Origin of the sequence: Pelagibacterium nitratireducens (assembly GCF_037044555.1) — a bacterium.
Lineage (GTDB): Bacteria > Pseudomonadota > Alphaproteobacteria > Rhizobiales > Devosiaceae > Pelagibacterium > Pelagibacterium nitratireducens.
This window is the reverse complement of record NZ_CP146275.1, coordinates 1,477,768-1,494,058: the sequence shown is the minus strand read 5'-3', so window position 1 is coordinate 1,494,058 and position 16,291 is coordinate 1,477,768. Positions and strand designations below refer to the sequence as shown.

The 16,291-nt window shown below is 61.0% G+C and carries 17 protein-coding genes; 12 read left to right on the top strand and 5 right to left on the bottom strand.

The window, feature by feature from the left end:
* Window positions 1-21: 21 nt before the first annotated feature.
* Window positions 22-441 (bottom strand): RNA polymerase-binding protein DksA, encoded by a 420-nt coding sequence (dksA, locus tag V6617_RS07445; protein ID WP_338610117.1) that lies wholly within the window; start codon window positions 439-441, stop codon window positions 22-24.
* Window positions 442-564: 123 nt separating this feature from the next.
* On the bottom strand, window positions 565-981 hold the full coding sequence (locus V6617_RS07440; RefSeq protein WP_338610115.1) for a flagellar assembly protein FliX: 417 nt from the start codon (window positions 979-981) through the stop codon (window positions 565-567).
* Between the two features lie 262 nt (window positions 982-1,243).
* Between V6617_RS07440 and V6617_RS07435 the strand changes: the two genes are divergently transcribed.
* The 8 genes from V6617_RS07435 (at window position 1,244) to flaF (ending at window position 7,856) form a co-directional block, all read left to right on the top strand.
* Complete coding sequence (locus V6617_RS07435) at window positions 1,244-2,368, top strand: flagellar basal body P-ring protein FlgI (RefSeq protein WP_338610114.1); 1,125 nt, start codon at window positions 1,244-1,246, stop codon at window positions 2,366-2,368.
* Window positions 2,368-2,685 (top strand): rod-binding protein, encoded by a 318-nt coding sequence (locus V6617_RS07430; protein WP_338610112.1) that lies wholly within the window; start codon window positions 2,368-2,370, stop codon window positions 2,683-2,685. Before V6617_RS07435 ends, V6617_RS07430 begins: the two co-directional genes overlap by 1 nt.
* Complete coding sequence (locus tag V6617_RS07425) at window positions 2,682-3,149, top strand: hypothetical protein (RefSeq protein WP_338610110.1); 468 nt, start codon at window positions 2,682-2,684, stop codon at window positions 3,147-3,149. The genes V6617_RS07430 and V6617_RS07425 overlap by 4 nt, the downstream gene beginning before the upstream one ends.
* 130 nt (window positions 3,150-3,279) lie before the next feature.
* Window positions 3,280-3,630, top strand: a complete 351-nt coding sequence (locus V6617_RS07420; protein WP_338610108.1) for a hypothetical protein — start codon at window positions 3,280-3,282, stop codon at window positions 3,628-3,630.
* A gap of 136 nt (window positions 3,631-3,766) precedes the next feature.
* Window positions 3,767-5,287, top strand: a complete 1,521-nt coding sequence (locus V6617_RS07415; protein WP_338610106.1) for a flagellin — start codon at window positions 3,767-3,769, stop codon at window positions 5,285-5,287.
* A 174-nt stretch (window positions 5,288-5,461) separates the two neighbouring features.
* A complete protein-coding gene (locus V6617_RS07410; protein ID WP_338610104.1) occupies window positions 5,462-6,991 on the top strand; it encodes a flagellin in 1,530 nt (509 codons plus the stop codon).
* A gap of 120 nt (window positions 6,992-7,111) precedes the next feature.
* Complete coding sequence (gene flbT / locus V6617_RS07405; protein ID WP_338610102.1) at window positions 7,112-7,555, top strand: flagellar biosynthesis repressor FlbT; 444 nt, start codon at window positions 7,112-7,114, stop codon at window positions 7,553-7,555.
* Window positions 7,488-7,856, top strand: a complete 369-nt coding sequence (gene flaF / locus V6617_RS07400) for a flagellar biosynthesis regulator FlaF (RefSeq protein ID WP_338610100.1) — start codon at window positions 7,488-7,490, stop codon at window positions 7,854-7,856. The genes flbT and flaF overlap by 68 nt, the downstream gene beginning before the upstream one ends.
* A gap of 77 nt (window positions 7,857-7,933) precedes the next feature.
* Here flaF and V6617_RS07395 read toward each other — a convergent pair whose 3' ends face one another.
* The 3 genes from V6617_RS07395 to V6617_RS07385 all read right to left on the bottom strand — a co-directional run bounded on the left by V6617_RS07395 (window position 7,934) and on the right by V6617_RS07385 (window position 13,014).
* A complete protein-coding gene (locus tag V6617_RS07395; protein ID WP_338610098.1) occupies window positions 7,934-9,400 on the bottom strand; it encodes a hypothetical protein in 1,467 nt (488 codons plus the stop codon).
* A 6-nt stretch (window positions 9,401-9,406) separates the two neighbouring features.
* Complete coding sequence (gene flgK / locus V6617_RS07390; RefSeq protein ID WP_338610097.1) at window positions 9,407-11,236, bottom strand: flagellar hook-associated protein FlgK; 1,830 nt, start codon at window positions 11,234-11,236, stop codon at window positions 9,407-9,409.
* 158 nt (window positions 11,237-11,394) lie between these two features.
* Window positions 11,395-13,014 (bottom strand): flagellar hook-basal body complex protein, encoded by a 1,620-nt coding sequence (locus tag V6617_RS07385; RefSeq protein ID WP_338610095.1) that lies wholly within the window; start codon window positions 13,012-13,014, stop codon window positions 11,395-11,397.
* A gap of 505 nt (window positions 13,015-13,519) precedes the next feature.
* On the opposite strand from V6617_RS07385, the gene V6617_RS07380 reads away from it, so the two are divergent.
* From V6617_RS07380 to V6617_RS07365, 4 genes are all read left to right on the top strand, one after another.
* A complete protein-coding gene (locus V6617_RS07380) occupies window positions 13,520-14,398 on the top strand; it encodes an ATPase (RefSeq protein WP_338610094.1) in 879 nt (292 codons plus the stop codon).
* A 43-nt stretch (window positions 14,399-14,441) separates the two neighbouring features.
* Complete coding sequence (locus V6617_RS07375; protein ID WP_338610092.1) at window positions 14,442-15,362, top strand: homoserine O-succinyltransferase; 921 nt, start codon at window positions 14,442-14,444, stop codon at window positions 15,360-15,362.
* 122 nt (window positions 15,363-15,484) lie between these two features.
* Entirely contained in the window at window positions 15,485-15,805 is a 321-nt protein-coding gene (locus V6617_RS07370; protein ID WP_338610091.1) for a helix-turn-helix domain-containing protein, read from the top strand.
* The gene (locus V6617_RS07365) at window positions 15,802-16,266 is read left to right on the top strand and encodes an SRPBCC family protein (protein ID WP_338610089.1); all 465 of its coding nucleotides are present in this window, start codon (window positions 15,802-15,804) and stop codon (window positions 16,264-16,266) included. Before V6617_RS07370 ends, V6617_RS07365 begins: the two co-directional genes overlap by 4 nt.
* Window positions 16,267-16,291 lie beyond the last annotated feature (25 nt).

Here is a 16,291-nt window from a genome sequence, read left to right as displayed (position 1 = left end):
ACGATTCAAAAGATTCAGCGATCAGTCGTCGCGATAAACCTTCTCGCGCCGCTCGTGCATCTCCTGGGCCTCAAGGCTCAGGGTCGCGATGGGACGGGCGTCGAGCCGGGCCAGACCGATCGGCTCGCCGGTCTCCTCGCAAAAACCGTACGAACCGTCCTCGATCCGCTTGAGCGCCGAATCGATCTTGGCGATCAGCTTGCGCTGCCGGTCGCGAGTGCGCAATTCGAGCGCACGATCGCTTTCCGAGGACGCCCGGTCAGCCATATCGGGGTGGTTGGTGCTTTCTTCCTGCAGGTTCTCGAGAGTCTCGCGACTTTCGCGGAGAATCTCGTCCTTCCAGGCGTTGAGCTTCTTGCGGAAATACTCGCGCTGACGCGCATTCATGAACTCTTCGTCCTCGGAAGGACGGTAGTCGTCAGCAAGGGCCTCGACCGACATCGTTAAGACTCACTCCCCTTGGCAACAGGTCGCCGCTTATATAGTGGGGTCAAACTTATCGGGCAAACGGAAAGTGACCGACTCGTTAACAACACCGTGAGGTGCCGCAAACGGGTCACAGCATCAGGTTTCGGGATAGCGTCCCAGCTTGGCGAGTTCGACCCGCACCCGCAATTCGATATCGGCCACGATGGCCTCGAGCTCCGGATCGGTCTGCGCCTTGGCCTGCTGCAGCAGGGAGATGGCCCGGTTGAGCCGTCCTTCCCCGACCTGCCCGATCAAAAGATCGGCCTGAATGTCTTCGAGCATGTCGAGCAGGGAGTTGGCGCGCTTGACCGCCTTGCGGCGCCCGGTGGTCGCATCGTCTGCCGCCTGCAGCGCCAGCAGCGCATCGATCCCGCCCGCCGCGATCGGCGCCGAGGTCTGGGCGCTGCGGCCCGAACCCTGCCCCGATTCGATCTGGAATGCAGGCCCGGACGATTTCGCAGCGGTACCCGGCCGGTTCGTGGTGATGATCCGCCCTGTTCCGTCGATCCGCATGTCTGGCCCGATTGGCTCGTGGTTAATCGATTGCTAACCGGCAGATTTTGCCCAGGGGAGTTAATTTACCCTTAACGGCCCGGCAAACACTGCCCATCGCCAGCCGTATCGCGAACCATCAATTCAGATAATTCCCAACAAAAACAATCGATTAACAGGAAGCGCCCGTGCTTGGCACGCTTTTCGCTCTATTACCCGTGAACAGCGGCACGCCATCGTGGGGACGAGGGTACGCCGCCCGGAAACGGGGAATCGGACGAAAATGAAAACAGGTTTGTTTCGCACCACATTGGCAATCGCCCTCGCCGCCGCACTGGCGATCACCGGGACGCTTCCGGTGCTTGCCGCACCGGCCCGCATCAAGGATATCGTCCAGATCGAGGGCGTGCGCGACAACCAGTTGATCGGCTACGGGCTGGTCGTGGGCCTCAACGGCACCGGCGACAGCCTCAACAATTCGCCCTTCACCCGCCAGTCGATGATCGCCATGCTCGAGCGCATGGGGGTCAACACCCGCGGCGAGACGATGCGCACGGCAAATGTTGCCGCCGTGATGGTCACCGCCAATCTGCCGCCCTTTTCCACGCAAGGCTCGCGCCTCGACGTTTCGGTCGCGGCCATGGGCGATGCGTCCTCGCTCCAGGGCGGCACGCTTTTGGTCACGCCCCTGCTTGGCGCCGATGGCGAGGCCTATGCCATCGCCCAGGGCCCGGTGCTCATCAACGGCTTTTCGGCCCAGGGCGAGGCCGCGACAGTGGTTTCGGGCGTGCCCACCACCGGCATGGTCTCCTCGGGCGCCCTGATCGAGCGCGAGATCAATTTCGCGCTCGGCGCCCAGCACTCGGTGCGCCTCTCGCTGCGCAACCCCGATCTCACCACCTCGCGCCGCATCGCGCTGGCCATCAACGATCTTATCGGCCTGCCCGTCGCCATCCCCACCGATCCGGCCAATGTACGGGTCTCCCTGCCCAACAATTTCAACGGCAATATCGTCGATCTTCTCACCGACATCGAACAATTGGTGATCCAGACCGATCAGGCGGCCCGCATCGTCATCAACGAAAACTCGGGCATCATCGTCATCGGTCGCGACGTACGGGTGTCCTCGGTCGCCATAGCGCACGCCAATCTGACAATATCGATTGCCGAAAACCCCGAGATCGTACAGCCCGAACCCTTCACCGACGGGGTGACCGCCGTCGAGCCGCGCACGCAGATCAACGTCAATGAAGACGGCACCCAGCTTGCCGTGGTCCCCGAATCGATCTCGCTGCAGCAGCTTGTCGACGGGCTCAATACCCTGGGCATCTCGCCGCGCGATCTGATCGCCATCCTGCAGGCCATCAAGGCGTCCGGCGCGCTGCAGGCCGAAATCGAGGTGATCTGATGGCCGTTACCCTCAACCCCGCTTACCAGTCCCTGCCCGGATACGCCGATCTGCGCGAAAAGGCTTCCGAACTCGAAGGCGTGTTTTTGAACACCCTCGTTTCCGAAATGTTCAAAGGGCTGGAAACCGACTCCATGTTTGGCGGCGGTTACGCCGAGGAAACCTGGCGCGGCATGATGAGCGAACAATACGCGGCCGAAATGGCCCAGGCCGGCGGCATCGGCATTGCCGACCAGATGGTCGCCGCCCTTATCGAAACACAGGCCGCACAGCAAAGCGCGCCTCACCTGTCATCCATGGGAGCTTACACACAATGACCGCCGCCGATCGCCTCATGGCGCTTGAATCTCTGGACGCAGAATCCCTTTGCGCCCGCGCAGAAACCGCGCTCGGTGCCCTGGTCGAGGTCATGAACCGCGAAACCACCTATTTGCGGGCCGGCCATGTGCGCGAGGCCACGGCGCTCACCGGTGAAAAGACCCAGCTTGCTCAGGACTACGTGACGCTGGCCCGCGCCATCCAGCGCGCCGCGCCGCGCCTGAAGGCCGAGGCCCCCATACGCATCGACGCCCTGCGCCGGGGCCATGAGGCGCTGGCCACCCAGATGGCCGAAAACCTTCGCGTCCTGGCCACCGCCCGCACCGTGACCGAAAACCTGCTCTCGGACGTGGCCCGCGCCGCCGGCAACACGGCCAAGCCCAAGACCTACGGTGCCGCCGGCCAGTCCCCCAAGCCTTCGGCTGAATCCATGAAGGGCCTTTCGATCAACCGGGCGCTGTGATCGCGGCCGAACATTCCGAAATGATACGATTTTCATAAAACACCACACCCCTGCTTAATCCGCCCGAGAGCCTTTGCGGCACATTCTGCCCGGCAGTTTTTGCCGCATCGGTCAGGGGAATGGTTAACAGGTGACAGGGTTCATCCCACCACAGCAAGGCCCGTTGGGGATCGCAGCAGCCGTCGCACGACCGGCTGAACGGCCCTCGGCGCCACCGCCCCATCGCATCCGCGATTCCGCTGGCGCAAGCCTTGGCCAGCCCCTGCCCAAACGCCCGACGCCCAACCGCCAGAGTCGGAAAAATCCTCAGGATAATCAAGCGCTTGAGGGCGCCGTCTCGTCGGCTACCCTGCTCGAGACGAGCCTGATCGCATCGACCCTGGTCAACACCGGAACCGAGCCCGGAGCCGCCCTGGTTCTGCGGTCCGCCCCCTGGCAACCGCCACACTCGAGCCTCACGCTGCGCGACCGCTCCGTCTAGCGCAAAAGGTAAATTTACCCCTTAACGATCAGACTTTGTTAACCATTCAGTAGCACTTGGCATCGCACTGTATGGTTAACGCGCTCCTAACAGGGAGTGATTCTGATCATACCAAGCGACGACGGGGGTTTTGGCCATGTCTGATGTGACGCTATCGAAGGCGGTACGTTCCAACCTTCTGCACCTTCAAAACACAGCCAAGATGATGGACTCCACCCAGGAGCGTCTGGCAACGGGCAAGAAGGTCAATTCGGCCCTGGATAACCCGACAAACTTCTTCACTGCAGCATCGCTGAACGGGCGCGCTGCCGACATTGGCACCCTGCTCGACGCCATGAGCAACGGCATCCGCACCATCGAGGCAGCCGACAACGGTCTGTCGGCGATCACCAAGCAGATAGAGTCGATGCAATCGACATTGCGTCAGGCCCGGCAGGACAATTCGTTCAAGACCGAAAGCTACACGCTCAACATGGCGGCCGCGCCCGTCGGCACCGAAGTGCTCAATTTTGCCGGGGGCGCCCTGCCCGATGGGACCGATTTCGACGTCGACCTGACCGCATCGCGCTCCGAACTCGCCGCCGGCGCCTACACCCCGGCCGGGGTCGATCTTTCCGGTGCGGGCGATGCGGTCGGATTCGATATTGCCGTGCATGGCGGCGACCCGGTCGCCATTTCCGTCACCAACGCCGATATCACCTCGCCCGGCGCCGTCGCCGATCCCACGGCTGTGACCGCCGACGAACTTGCGGCCATCATCAACGCCAAGCTCGACAACGCCGGCATCGCCGCCACCGCGACTGTTGATGGCGGCGATCTGGTGCTCACAACCGACGCCTTCGCCGGCAGCAGCAGCGCCGGTATCGAGATTTCCAACTTTGCCGAAACCGCCACCGCGGGCACCACGGGTATCGCCAACGGAACAGGCACATCGATCGGCACCCGCGCCCGCACCGTCGACGACATGGTGACCGCCATCAATGCCAACGCCGATCTGGACGGGTTCGTGCGCGCATCCAATGACAACGGCAAACTGCGCATCGAGAACCAGTCGACCAGCCCGCTCACCCTGACCGGGCTCACCAATGGCGAAATGACCGGCGGGATCGGCGAGTCCGAAATCGAGGGCAACGACGTGCGCTCCAGCCTTGCCCGTCAGTTCAACGATCTGCGCACCGAACTCGACCGGCTCTCGGAAGACGCCTCGTTCAACGGCGTCAACCTCCTGCGCGGCGACCAGCTCAAGATCGTCTTCAACGAATCGGGCACTTCAACCATCGAAATTCAGGCAAAAAATGCCAAGGGAGAGGCCCGCGCCATCAACGTGGCCAATCTGGGCCTGCTCGAGCTCAGCCCCGAAGATCTCGACCTCAACGATGATATCGATGCCCAGCTTGCCAACCTGCAGAACGCGCTCAACGAGGTGCGCGCCCAGGCATCCGATCTCGGTTCGACCCTTTCGGTGGTCCAGAACCGCGAGGATTTCACCAAGCGCATGATCAATACGCTGGAAACCGGAGCGGCCAATCTCACCCTCGCCGATACCAACGAGGAAGGCGCCAACCTTCTGGCGCTGCAGACCCGCCAGCAGCTCTCCCAGACCGCGCTCAGCCTTGCCAGCCAGGCCGATCAGGCGGTTCTGCGCCTGTTCGGCTAACCGCACGGACATTGGAGATGAACAAGGCGGGCCCCGGCTCGCCTTTTTTATGCGTGTATGTCGGATGCACCAGCGCGCTTTAACCGTTCTTTAGAAGATATCGCACAGTGTCTGGCCAGTCGTCTCAGGAAGAGGCGCTCTGAAATTGCATAAATCCTAGAAGGGGATTTCCATATGTCTGACGTAACGCTTTCGAGCGCCGTACGCACCAACCTGCTCTCCCTCCAGAACACCGCTGACATGATGTCGACGACCCAGAACCGTCTGGCGACCGGCAAGAAGGTCAACTCGGCTCTGGACAACCCCACCAACTTCTTCACTTCTTCCGGTTTGAACTCTCGCGCCGGCGACATGAACGCCCTTCTGGACGGCATGGCCAACGGCATTCAGACCCTTGAAGCCGCCGATAACGGCCTTACCGCAATCACCAAAACCCTCGAGTCGATGCAGTCGACCCTGCGTCAGGCCCGTCAGGACAAGTCTTTTGAGACCGCGTCCTACACGATTGCTGACGATGCATCTTTCGCTGCCGGCGAAACGATCGACTTCTCGGGCGGCGCCGTTGGCGATACTGCGGTCGAAGTCAATCTGACCAAGGGTGCGGCAGGCTCGCAGACCGGTGCAGGTACTTTTGCGGCCATGCAATTTGACGAAGGCGGCGACTCGCTGAGCTTTGACGTAGCGGTCGACGGCGGCACTGCAACCAGCATCAGCATTGCACAGGCCGATGTCCAAGCCGTTGGCAATGGCGATGACACCATCGACGACGTCGATGAATTCGCCGCGGTGGTTCAGGCCAAACTTGACGCAGCCGGCCTCGAAGCAACAGCTTCTAACGACGGTGGCAACCTCGCCATCACGTCCAATTCGGTTGGCACCGATTCTTCGATCGCCGTCACCAACCTGGCTGTTGCCAACGGCGGTACGAACGATATCGCAACAACCGACAGTGGTCTCGACACGCTGACGACCGTTGCCGGTGCTGTGGACGGCGGCGAGACCAAGACCGTTGATGAACTCGTTTCCGAGATCAACAACAACGCCACCCTCAATGGCGCCATTCGCGCATCGAATGACAACGGCAAGCTGCGTATCGAAAACCAGTCGACCCAGGATCTGAGCGTCGATGGTGTCTCGGCAGACGGTGCCATTGACGGCACGTCTTCGGACGCCAACACCATCGAAGGCAACACTGTCCGCGCCGGCCTGGCCGACCAGTTCAACGAACTGCGCGATCAGCTCGACAAGATTGCAGACGATGCTTCGTTCAACGGTATCAACCTGCTGCGTGGCGACAATCTGCAGATCACCTTCAACGAGACCGGCACGTCGGAAATCAACATTCAGACCGAAGGTGGCGAGACCATCAACTCGGGCAATCTGGGTGTTCCGACCACGCTCGAAGCCTCTGACCTCGACAGCGACACCAACATCGACAACGTTCTGGCCGATGTGAAGACCGCGATCAACGAAGTTCGCGCTCAGTCCTCGTCCTTTGGTTCGAACCTGTCGGTCGTCGAAAACCGTCAGAACTTCACCAAGAACATGATCAATACGCTCGAAACCGGCGCGTCCAACCTCACCCTGGCCGATGCCAATGAGGAAGCCGCCAACCTTCTGGCCCTGCAGACCCGCCAGCAGCTGTCCTCGACCGCTCTGTCGATGGCTTCGCAGGCCGATCAGGCCGTGCTGCGTCTGTTCTAATGAACTGACGCTCCCAGAACGGGAGCATCCATTGCGGGAAAGGGCGGGCCAGAAGGCCCGCCCTTTTCTTTTGTCCCACCCCTCTTCATAATCACCCCAAATTTGAAGGGGATACGAATCATGGCGCTGAAGGTCGAGCTCAAACCCGGCGAAAAACTGATCGTTGGAAGCTGCGTAATCACCAATTCCGACCAGCGCACCCGCCTGTTCATCGAGGGTAAGGCGCCCATTCTGCGCGAAAAGGACATTCTGTCCGCAGCGACCGCCGATACACCCGGCAAGGCAATCTATCTCGCCATCCAGATCATGTATGTGGAAGGAAATGTCGACAAGCTCACCAAGAGCTATTTCGAACTCATCAATGAAATGGTCCGCGCCGCGCCGTCCACTTTGCCTTATGTCGACGCTATAAATAATGAGATATTAACCGGCGATCTCTACAAAGCTCTCAGGGCTGCAAAAAAGCTTATCGAATACGAAGGGGAGTTGCTGGGCAATGCAACATCAGGGGGCACTCGCGTATCAAAGGACCGCGCAACAAACGGCGAGTCCCAGAGATCTTGAGGCCAACCTTCTGGCCCGTCTTGCTTCCCGTTTGCAGAACATCCGCGACACCTGGCCTGAGCATTACGACCAGCTCGAAGAAACCCTCAACAAGAACCGCAAGGTCTGGTCCATCTTCGTTCAGGCCGTGACCAGGGACGACAGCCCCCTCCCCCAACCCATCCGCCAGAACATCGCCAATCTCGGCATCTTCGTCATGGGCCAGACCTATGAGCTGCTCGCTGGCGCCGACCCCGCCAAGCTCGACGCGCTCATCAACATCAATCGCCAGATTTCAGCCGGCCTGCGCAGCAAAGGCTGAACCGGCACCCATCACTGAAATGAAAAAGCCCCGGTCGATGCCGGGGCTTTGTTTTTGCATCCGCTCACGACGCGCTCTTAAAGGTAGTTCACCAGCGAAAGCTGGCTGGCCATCGCCGTGGCCTGATAGCTCGCCTGAAGCTGCGTCTGCAGCGTCAGCAGCATCATCGCCACCTCTTCCTTGGGCGCTTCGGAAATTTCCGCCAGCATCGTTTCGAGCTGCGCCCCATATTGGGAATGGCGCTCCTTGACGGTGTTGACCGTCGAAGCGGCGATGCCCAGCTCCATGGTGATGACTTCGATCGCTCCGGTCTGGGCATTGTTGTCTTCCGACAGCCGCGAGCGCTGGATATCGACAAGGGCATCGTAGCGCCCCGCATTTTCCTCATCGAGCGGAGACAGCTCTGAAACCGAGAACACGGCCAGTCCCTTGATGAGCTCCACAAACCCCTTCTCGTTGGCCTGCACGCCATATTGGGTCTTGGTGCTCTCGTCGATATTGGCCGAGACCGTCTGGCGCGGATTGGTGCTGTCCTGCCCGTTGTACCAGGCATTGGCGTTGGGATCCTGGGTCTCGCCCATGCCGTTGAAGAACCCGTCCGCCGCCGCATAGGTCGAGGACGAGCGCAGGTCCGTCTTGGTCAGATTTTCGAGCTTGCCGGCAATCGCCGCATCGAGATTGGCCGCTGTCTCGTCGGCATCGGCCCCGATGGCAAAGCCGCCTTCGGGCACCGGATCGGTATCGGTCGCCGTAAACGTCAGATACTGGACGGTCTCGCGGTCATGGGGAAAGGTGACCCCGATGGTGACCGCATCGCCCTTTGCCGGCACGCCGCCCGCGGTGATCGTGGCGACCTGTTCGGCATCGGGCTGCAGCGGATCGACCGGCGCAGCGGTGCCGGTTATCGCGGTTCCCGTGGTGGTCACCGAAGCGATCTTGAACCCGAAATCATGGTCGCCATCTTCGGTCAGCGTGATCGTATCGGCCGCCAGCGCCTGATCGATCCGACCCGAATTGCCCGCCACGGTTCCCATATCCTCGCTGTTGCGGTTCTCGGTGTAGCGCACGAACCCGTTCGGCCCGTTCATGATGTCCTCAAAGCTCGACACCGGCTTGGTATCGGACTTGTTGCCCCCGAAAATGAACTGCCCCGTGATATCTGTATTGAGGACGTCGATGACCTCCTTGAGCAGATTGGTGGCCTGGTTGCGGGCGTTGGTGAGATTGATTCCGTCGGTGCCATAGGCGTTGGGCACCGCCAGGTCCCGGGCCGACCCTTCGATCTCGTCGAGCCGCTCCAGCCCGTTGGTGTAAAAGCTCATCCGGTTCTCGACGGTCAGGATATTGGCCTGATAGCCCTCGATCCGCGACAGGCGGTTGCGCAGATTGATGTCGTGGACACGGTCGCTGCCCATCTCGGCCAGCGTGTTGTAGCGGTTGCCCGTCGCCAGTTGCAGCTGGAGGTTCTCGAACTGCTTGCTCATCTTGGATATGGTCGAAAGCGTCGAGGACACCGGATAGAGCGATTTGTTGATGATCGTCATGAGACCTCACATGGCCAGCAGGGCGTCGATCAGTTCCTGAACCGTCGAAACCACGCGTGCGCTTGCCGAATAGGCGTTCTGGAGTTGCATCAGCCGCGCCATCTCTTCATCCACGTTCACGCCATACTCGGCGCTCATGCGCGTGGTGATCGATTGCAACGTATAGCTGACAGCCGAACTTTCCGACTGGGCCTTGGAAACCACATTGCCCTGATGATTGATCATCTGGCCGATGAGATCGGTGACCTTGCCCGAAAGCCGCACCCCGCCATCGGAAAGCGCGGTCATCTTGTCGGAGACAAATTCCATCGATTTGAGATTGTCGAGCAGGAATTCCGGCCGTGTCGCGTCCCCCAGCGATATCCCGCTCGCATACTGCACAAGCTGGGCCGGATCGGAGATCAGCGCCGTGTTGATCGCAATTCGCCCGGCAAACCCGCGCTTCTGGCCATTGCCATCGAGCGAATTGGTAAACGACTGGTCGCGGGTATCGACGAAGAGATTGAGCGCGCCCGCACCGTCCTGCGTTCCGGTCACGCTGATCTGGGATGACATGGCGCGCATGTCGGGGCTGTCGATGGACAGAACGCCGCCGGCATCGCCGATGACCGCCGTTCCCGGCAATTCGCCCGCCAGCGCCGCGGCGATCGCCGCAGCCGGATCACCGCCCGAGATATCGACCCCGATAACCCGCTCGCCCTTGGCGTTGGGCGTAGCGAGCGGCAGATTGGCCGCATCGCCCATCGCCACGATCCGAACGGAGCGGTCGGTCGTGCCGTCATTATAGGTCAGGGCAAGCGAATTGCCCGATTGCATGCCGGAAAGATCGAGTTCGTAGAGATCGGGCGTCAGTTCGTCAGGCTGTGCCACCGTGGTGACAGTGTTCATCGCCTGGGCCAGGCCCGCGGCAATCTCGTCGAGCTGGTCCTGCATGTTGACCAGCGTCGTGTCGCGCAGCTCCAGAAGTCCCGCGATGCGCCCAGAAGAGAGCAATTGCTGCCCGGCCAGGTCGATCTGCAGCCCCGAAGGGGTGCGCAGGGTCAATTCCCCTACCCCGTTCTTGGCCGGGTCGGGATCGAACAGCGAGCTTGAATTGAGCCCGCCCCCCGAGCGGAACCCGAACTGGGAGGCCTCGACGTCGAGAATGCCCACCCCGCTTTCGGTCATCAGCGCCACGGTGCCGTCGGTCCGGTATGTGGCCCGCACGTCGACCAGCTCGGAAATCGAGGCGACCAGGCGGTCGCGCTCGTCCATCAGCGAAAGCCGCGCCTGCTGATCCTGGGAGATGTCGAGAATGCGCACATTGACATCGGCCAGCGCCGTAAGCTGCCGGTTGAGCTCGGACACGCTGTTGGAAATCTGCTGCTCGGCCTCGACCCGCATCTCCTGGACCGCGCCGGTCAGGGTGTTGAGCTGCCCAACGATCTGCTGAGCGGCGTTGAGCACGCCGGCCCGTGTCGTTACGTCATTGGGGTTGGTCACCAGCGCCTGCAGCGCGTTTTCCAGTCCGCCATAGAGCGTATCGAGCGAATTGGCATCGCCCGGCTTGCCCAGATGCATCTGCATCCGGTCGAGAAAGCTTGTGCGCACATCGTGATAGCTCGCCGATGAAACGGCCACCAGATGCTGCTTTTCCAGCGCTTCGTTGAACGCCCGCGACAGGGTCGAGGCGCGAACCTGCGCGCTCGTCCCATAGGCGGTTTCCTCGATGACGATGGACTGCCGGTGATAGCCCGGCGTTCCCTGATTGGCGATGTTGCGCGAAACGACATCGATGCCCCGCTGGCCGGCATTCATGCCGCCCAGTGCATTCGATAGCGTCGAACTCAATCCCATCGCATCAACTCCGTCTTAAAGGCCAGTGGCACGGCGCTGTTTGGGCCAGGGTGCGGCGAAAATGGTTGTTTCCGAGAACCGGAGCGGAGCGTACTTTTTGTACGTGAGCACCGGAAGCGCAGGAAATAGCCATTTGCAGCCCACCCTCACCCAATCAGTCATCGGATCATGTTGAGGGCTTCTTGCAGCATCTCGTCAGCCGTCGAGACGATGCGGGTACCCGCCGAATAGGCCTGCTGGGTCACGATCAGCTTGGTGAACTCTTCGGAGATGTCGGTGTTGGACGATTCAAGAGCACCGCCGGTGATACCGCCATCGGTGGAAAGGATTGCCTCGCCCGACGCGGCCGTGGCCGAATAGATGCCGCCATCAAGGCGTTTCAACTGGTTCTCGGCGTTGAAATTGGCCGTGACAAGCTGGAAGATTTCGATCTGCTCGCCATTGGAATAGGTGGCGACCACCCGGCCACTGTCGTTGATGGCAACCGACATGAACGAACCGGCGGGGTACCCGTTCTGGTTGAGCGTCGAGACGGCGGCCCGGCCATTGGCGTTGTCGAACTGGGTCAGTCCGCCCGAACCGAGGTCGATCTCGACATCACCCACCTCGGTCCCGTTGATGGTAAGGTTCGGAAGGTTCAGTCGCAGTGGCTCTGTCAGAGACACCGAGGCGCCGCCCTGCGTCTGAAGCACGCCATCCTCGAAGGTGAATTCACCATCGGGAACTTCCGACCATGTCTGGGGCTCGCCGTCGCTCATGTAATAGAGGCGCCAGGTATCGGGCTCGTTGGAAACCTTGCCCCAGCGCATCTGCACGTTCACCGACGCACCATTGGGGGCATAGACCGTGATCGCCCCGCCTTCGACCGAGCGCCCGACGAAGTCGGAATTGGTCTCTGGCGCGTCGGGGACCGGCTGAGAGGCAACGCCGGCGATGGTGCCGGTACCGCCAATGACAATGTTATGGTTGGTGTTTTCGGCGGTGATCTGCAGGCGCCCTTCGGAGTCCAGAGACGCCGTCGCACCGGGAACCGAGGAATTGACCCAATCGATCAAGTCCTGGACCGTGGTCCCGTCCACGCCCTCCACGAACGTCTCGACCGCCCCGCCCCCGACCGAAATCGTGAACTGGTCGCCGCCCGCCCATCCCAGGCCCGGCGCTGCGCCCTGAAGCGTCTCGGTGCCGTCCATGTCGCCGGCGGACGAAAGCGTCGTGGCGAAATCGGCGGCCAGCCCCACGGCGGGAGTATCGGGCAGGTTGACCTCGTAAACGATGCGCTGGGTCGCCTTGGCCGGGATCAGCCCGTTGGAAACCTGCACCATTTCGGGCACCGAACCCGCCACGTTGCCCGTCGTGGTATCGATGGGCACGCCCTTGAGATAATAGCCCGCGCCATTGCGCAAAAACCCTTCGCGATCCATCTCGAAATCGCCGCGACGGGTATAATAGCTCGCATCGCCGAACACGGAATTGCCATCGGACGTGCCGGTCTTTTCCGCAACAACGAAAAAACCCGACCCGTTCAGCGCGACATGGGTACCGGTCGAGGACGTGATGATGTCACCGCGCACATCGTTTGTAGAGCGCGAATAGGACAGAACCGCGCCGGGTTTCTGCCGACCGACCGCCGCATCGGGGATCAGGTCGATGAACCCGGTTTCCATGCGCTTGTAGCCGGTGGTTTGCGAGTTGGCGATGTTGCCCGAAATGTTCTCGAGCGCGAACGACTGCGCCGCCATGCCCGTAACGGCCGTCGACAATGCCCCATAGATACCCATTTTACTCTCCGTCGTACGAGCAACCCCGACCGGGATCGCGACAGCCCAAACATGTGCACGCCAAGCACGCGCATTCGCAAACAGGTGATGCAAGAGGGGTGCCAGACTCCGGAACCCTTGATTTTGCTGGATTTTCTTCGATATCGACGACCGTCGAAAGCACATCATCGGGAAATTTCAGCCGCCCACCCGGCAAATTTTTCCCTCACCCTCCGCTGCCATGCGCCCCCGCCACCCTCGTTGCCATACACGCCCCGCCACCCTCGCTGCCTCCCCACCACTGTCATCCTCGCCGCCTCCCCACCACTGTCATCCCGGGCGAAGAACCGGGATCCAGTACTCACCAGCGTTTGTGATTTCTCTCCGGGGCGGAGTGTACTGCCCCCGGATCAAGTCCGGGGTGACAGGCCGAGATTGAGGGCAGACCAGCGAATGACTGGACGCCCGCGCCATAAAAATCTAAGCAGCATGTTCTGATTTTCTTGACTTTGACCGGACCAGCCCCATGCTCTTTTCCAGCCCCGATCAATTCCGCGCGCTCCCCCGCAAGGCCGTCACGGTCTTCGGCATGGCCGGCGTGGGCAAGACGCGGCTGGGCAACATCGTGCGCCGTGCCGACTGGTTTCATTTCTCGGTCGATTTCCGCATCGGCACGCGGCACATGGGCGAATACATCGTCGACAATTTCAAGCGCGAGGCAATGAAGGTGCCCTTCCTTGCCGAACTGCTGCGCTCGGATTCGATCTCGATCCAGTCCAACATTTCCTTCGACAATCTCGATCCGCTTTCGAGCTATCTCGGCACGCCGGGCAATCCGGCCAAGGGCGGGCTGACCTTTTCCGAATACCAGCGCCGTCAGGAACAGCACCGCGTGGCCGAAATCTACGCCCTGCTCGACGTTCCCTATTTCATCGAGCGCGCCAAGGCGCTCTATGGTTATGACGATTTCCTGTGCGACACCGGCGGTTCGCTGATCGAGGTGCTCGACCCGCACAATCCAGAAGACCCCGTGGTCAAGGCTTTGACCGACACCACGGCCCTGCTCTACCTGCGCGGCACCGAGGGCGATGCCCAGCGCCTGATCGACAGGTACAAGGCCAACCCCAAACCCATGTACTACCCGCCCGACTTCCTCGTTGCCAAATGGGACGAGTTCAAGCGCGAAAACGGCGTCACCCACGATGACGACGTCGATCCCGACGCTTTCGGCGTGTGGGGCTTCGAGGCCCTGCTGCGCGACCGGCTGCCGCGCTATCAGGCGCTGGCCGACAATTTCGGATATCAGGTCGACGCGTCCGAGCTTTCCGACGTGCGCGACGAAAAGGATTTCATGGAGCTCATGTGCAGGGCCATCGCCAATCGTCTGGCGGTGGCCGCAGAATAATAGGACTGCACTTATATAAGAGTTTACTGAAAGACATCCGAAAATGCCAATCCGCATTCCCGACCAGCTTCCCGCCCGCGTCACGCTCGAAACCGAGGGCGTGGTGGTCATGGACCAGTCCCGTTCGGCACGTCAGGACATCCGCCCGCTCCAGTTCGGCCTGCTCAATTTGATGCCCAACAAGCAGCGCACCGAAACCCAGTTCGCGCGCCTCATCGCCTCCACCCCGCTCCAGATCGATCTCACCCTGGTCCGGGTTGCCGACCCGCTATCGAAAAGCACGCCCGAGGATTATCTCCAGAACTTCTATTCCACCTGGGAGGACGTGCGGGCCAAAAAGTTCGATGGGTTCGTGGTCACCGGCGCCCCCATCGCCAACATGCCGTTCGAGGACGTGCGCTACTGGCCCGAAATGCTCGAAATCATCGACTGGACCCAGACCAACGTCCACCACACCATGTTCATCTGCTGGGGGGCCCAGGCCGCATTGCATCACCTGCACGGCGTCAGGCGCTATCGCATGGACCACAAGGCGTTCGGGGTCTATCGCCACAAGGTGCTCGACACCCGCCACCCCTTCCTGCGCGGCTTTTCCGACGATCTGGCCGTGCCTGTGTCGCGCTACAACGACATCGACCGCAAAAGCCTTTCGCCCGATCTCGATATCCTGATCGACAGCGACGAAGTGGGCATCTGCATGCTCGACGACCGCAAATACCGCGCCGCCTACATGCTCAACCACCTCGAATACGACAACACATCGCTGGCCGACGAATACCACCGCGACATCGAGGCCGGACTCGAAACCCCGATGCCCGTGGACCTGTTCCCCGACAACGATCCGGCCAGAATGCCCGAAAACCGCTGGCGCAGCCACGCACACCTTCTGTTCCAGAACTGGATCAACGAGATCTACCAGACAACGCCCTACGATCTCGACAAGGTCGGCACGGGCGAGTGGTAGACTGATCGACTGACACCGACGGAAAAGACAAGCGCGCGGCATAAAACCCGCGCGCATTCGTTTTGCATCTTGATGTGCAGTCAAATACCTGCATATTATCTTTCCAGACGGAAATGAGGCCAATGGACGACGACAAGGTATTCAGGGCGCTGGGCGACCCGACCCGCAGGAAACTTCTCGACCTGCTCTATGAAAACAACGGACGCACGCTCAGCCAGCTCATCGAAGGGCTGGATATGACCCGTCAGTCCGCCACCCAGCACCTCGATATTCTCGAAGCGGCCAATCTCATCTCCACAGTCAAACGCGGCCGGGAAAAACTTCACTTCATCAATCCCGTGCCGCTTCACGACGTTTACGAGCGCTGGGTCCGCAAGTTCGAGCACCAGCGCCTGAGCCTGCTTTACCAGCTCAAGACCGAACTTGAAGGAGAGAAAGAATGACCGCCGAACGCACCAGCTTTGTCTATGTCACCTACATCGCCTCGACCCCGCAAAAAGTGTTCGAAGCCATCACCCGCCCCGACATCGCCCGGCGCTACTGGGGCCACGAAAACGTCTCGGACTGGACCCCCGGCGCCCAATGGCAGCACATCCGCGCCAATGACGAACGGACGGTCGAACTCGTCGGCGAAGTCGTCGAGATCACCCCGCCCGCCCATCTCGTCATCACCTGGGCCAACGCCTCGCAGGCCGACGACCCCGACGCCCACAGCCGCGTAACCTTCACCATCGAGGAATATGAGGACATGGTCCGCCTCACCGTCAGCCATGACGAACTGATTGCCGGCAGCGGCATGGAAGCCGGGATCAGCAAGGGCTGGCCGGTCGTGCTTTCCAGCCTCAAATCCTTCCTTGAAACCGGTCGCGGGCTCGACATCTTTGCCAGGCCCAAAGCGGCCTGATCCCGCGCGGCGTCAATTCCCGAGG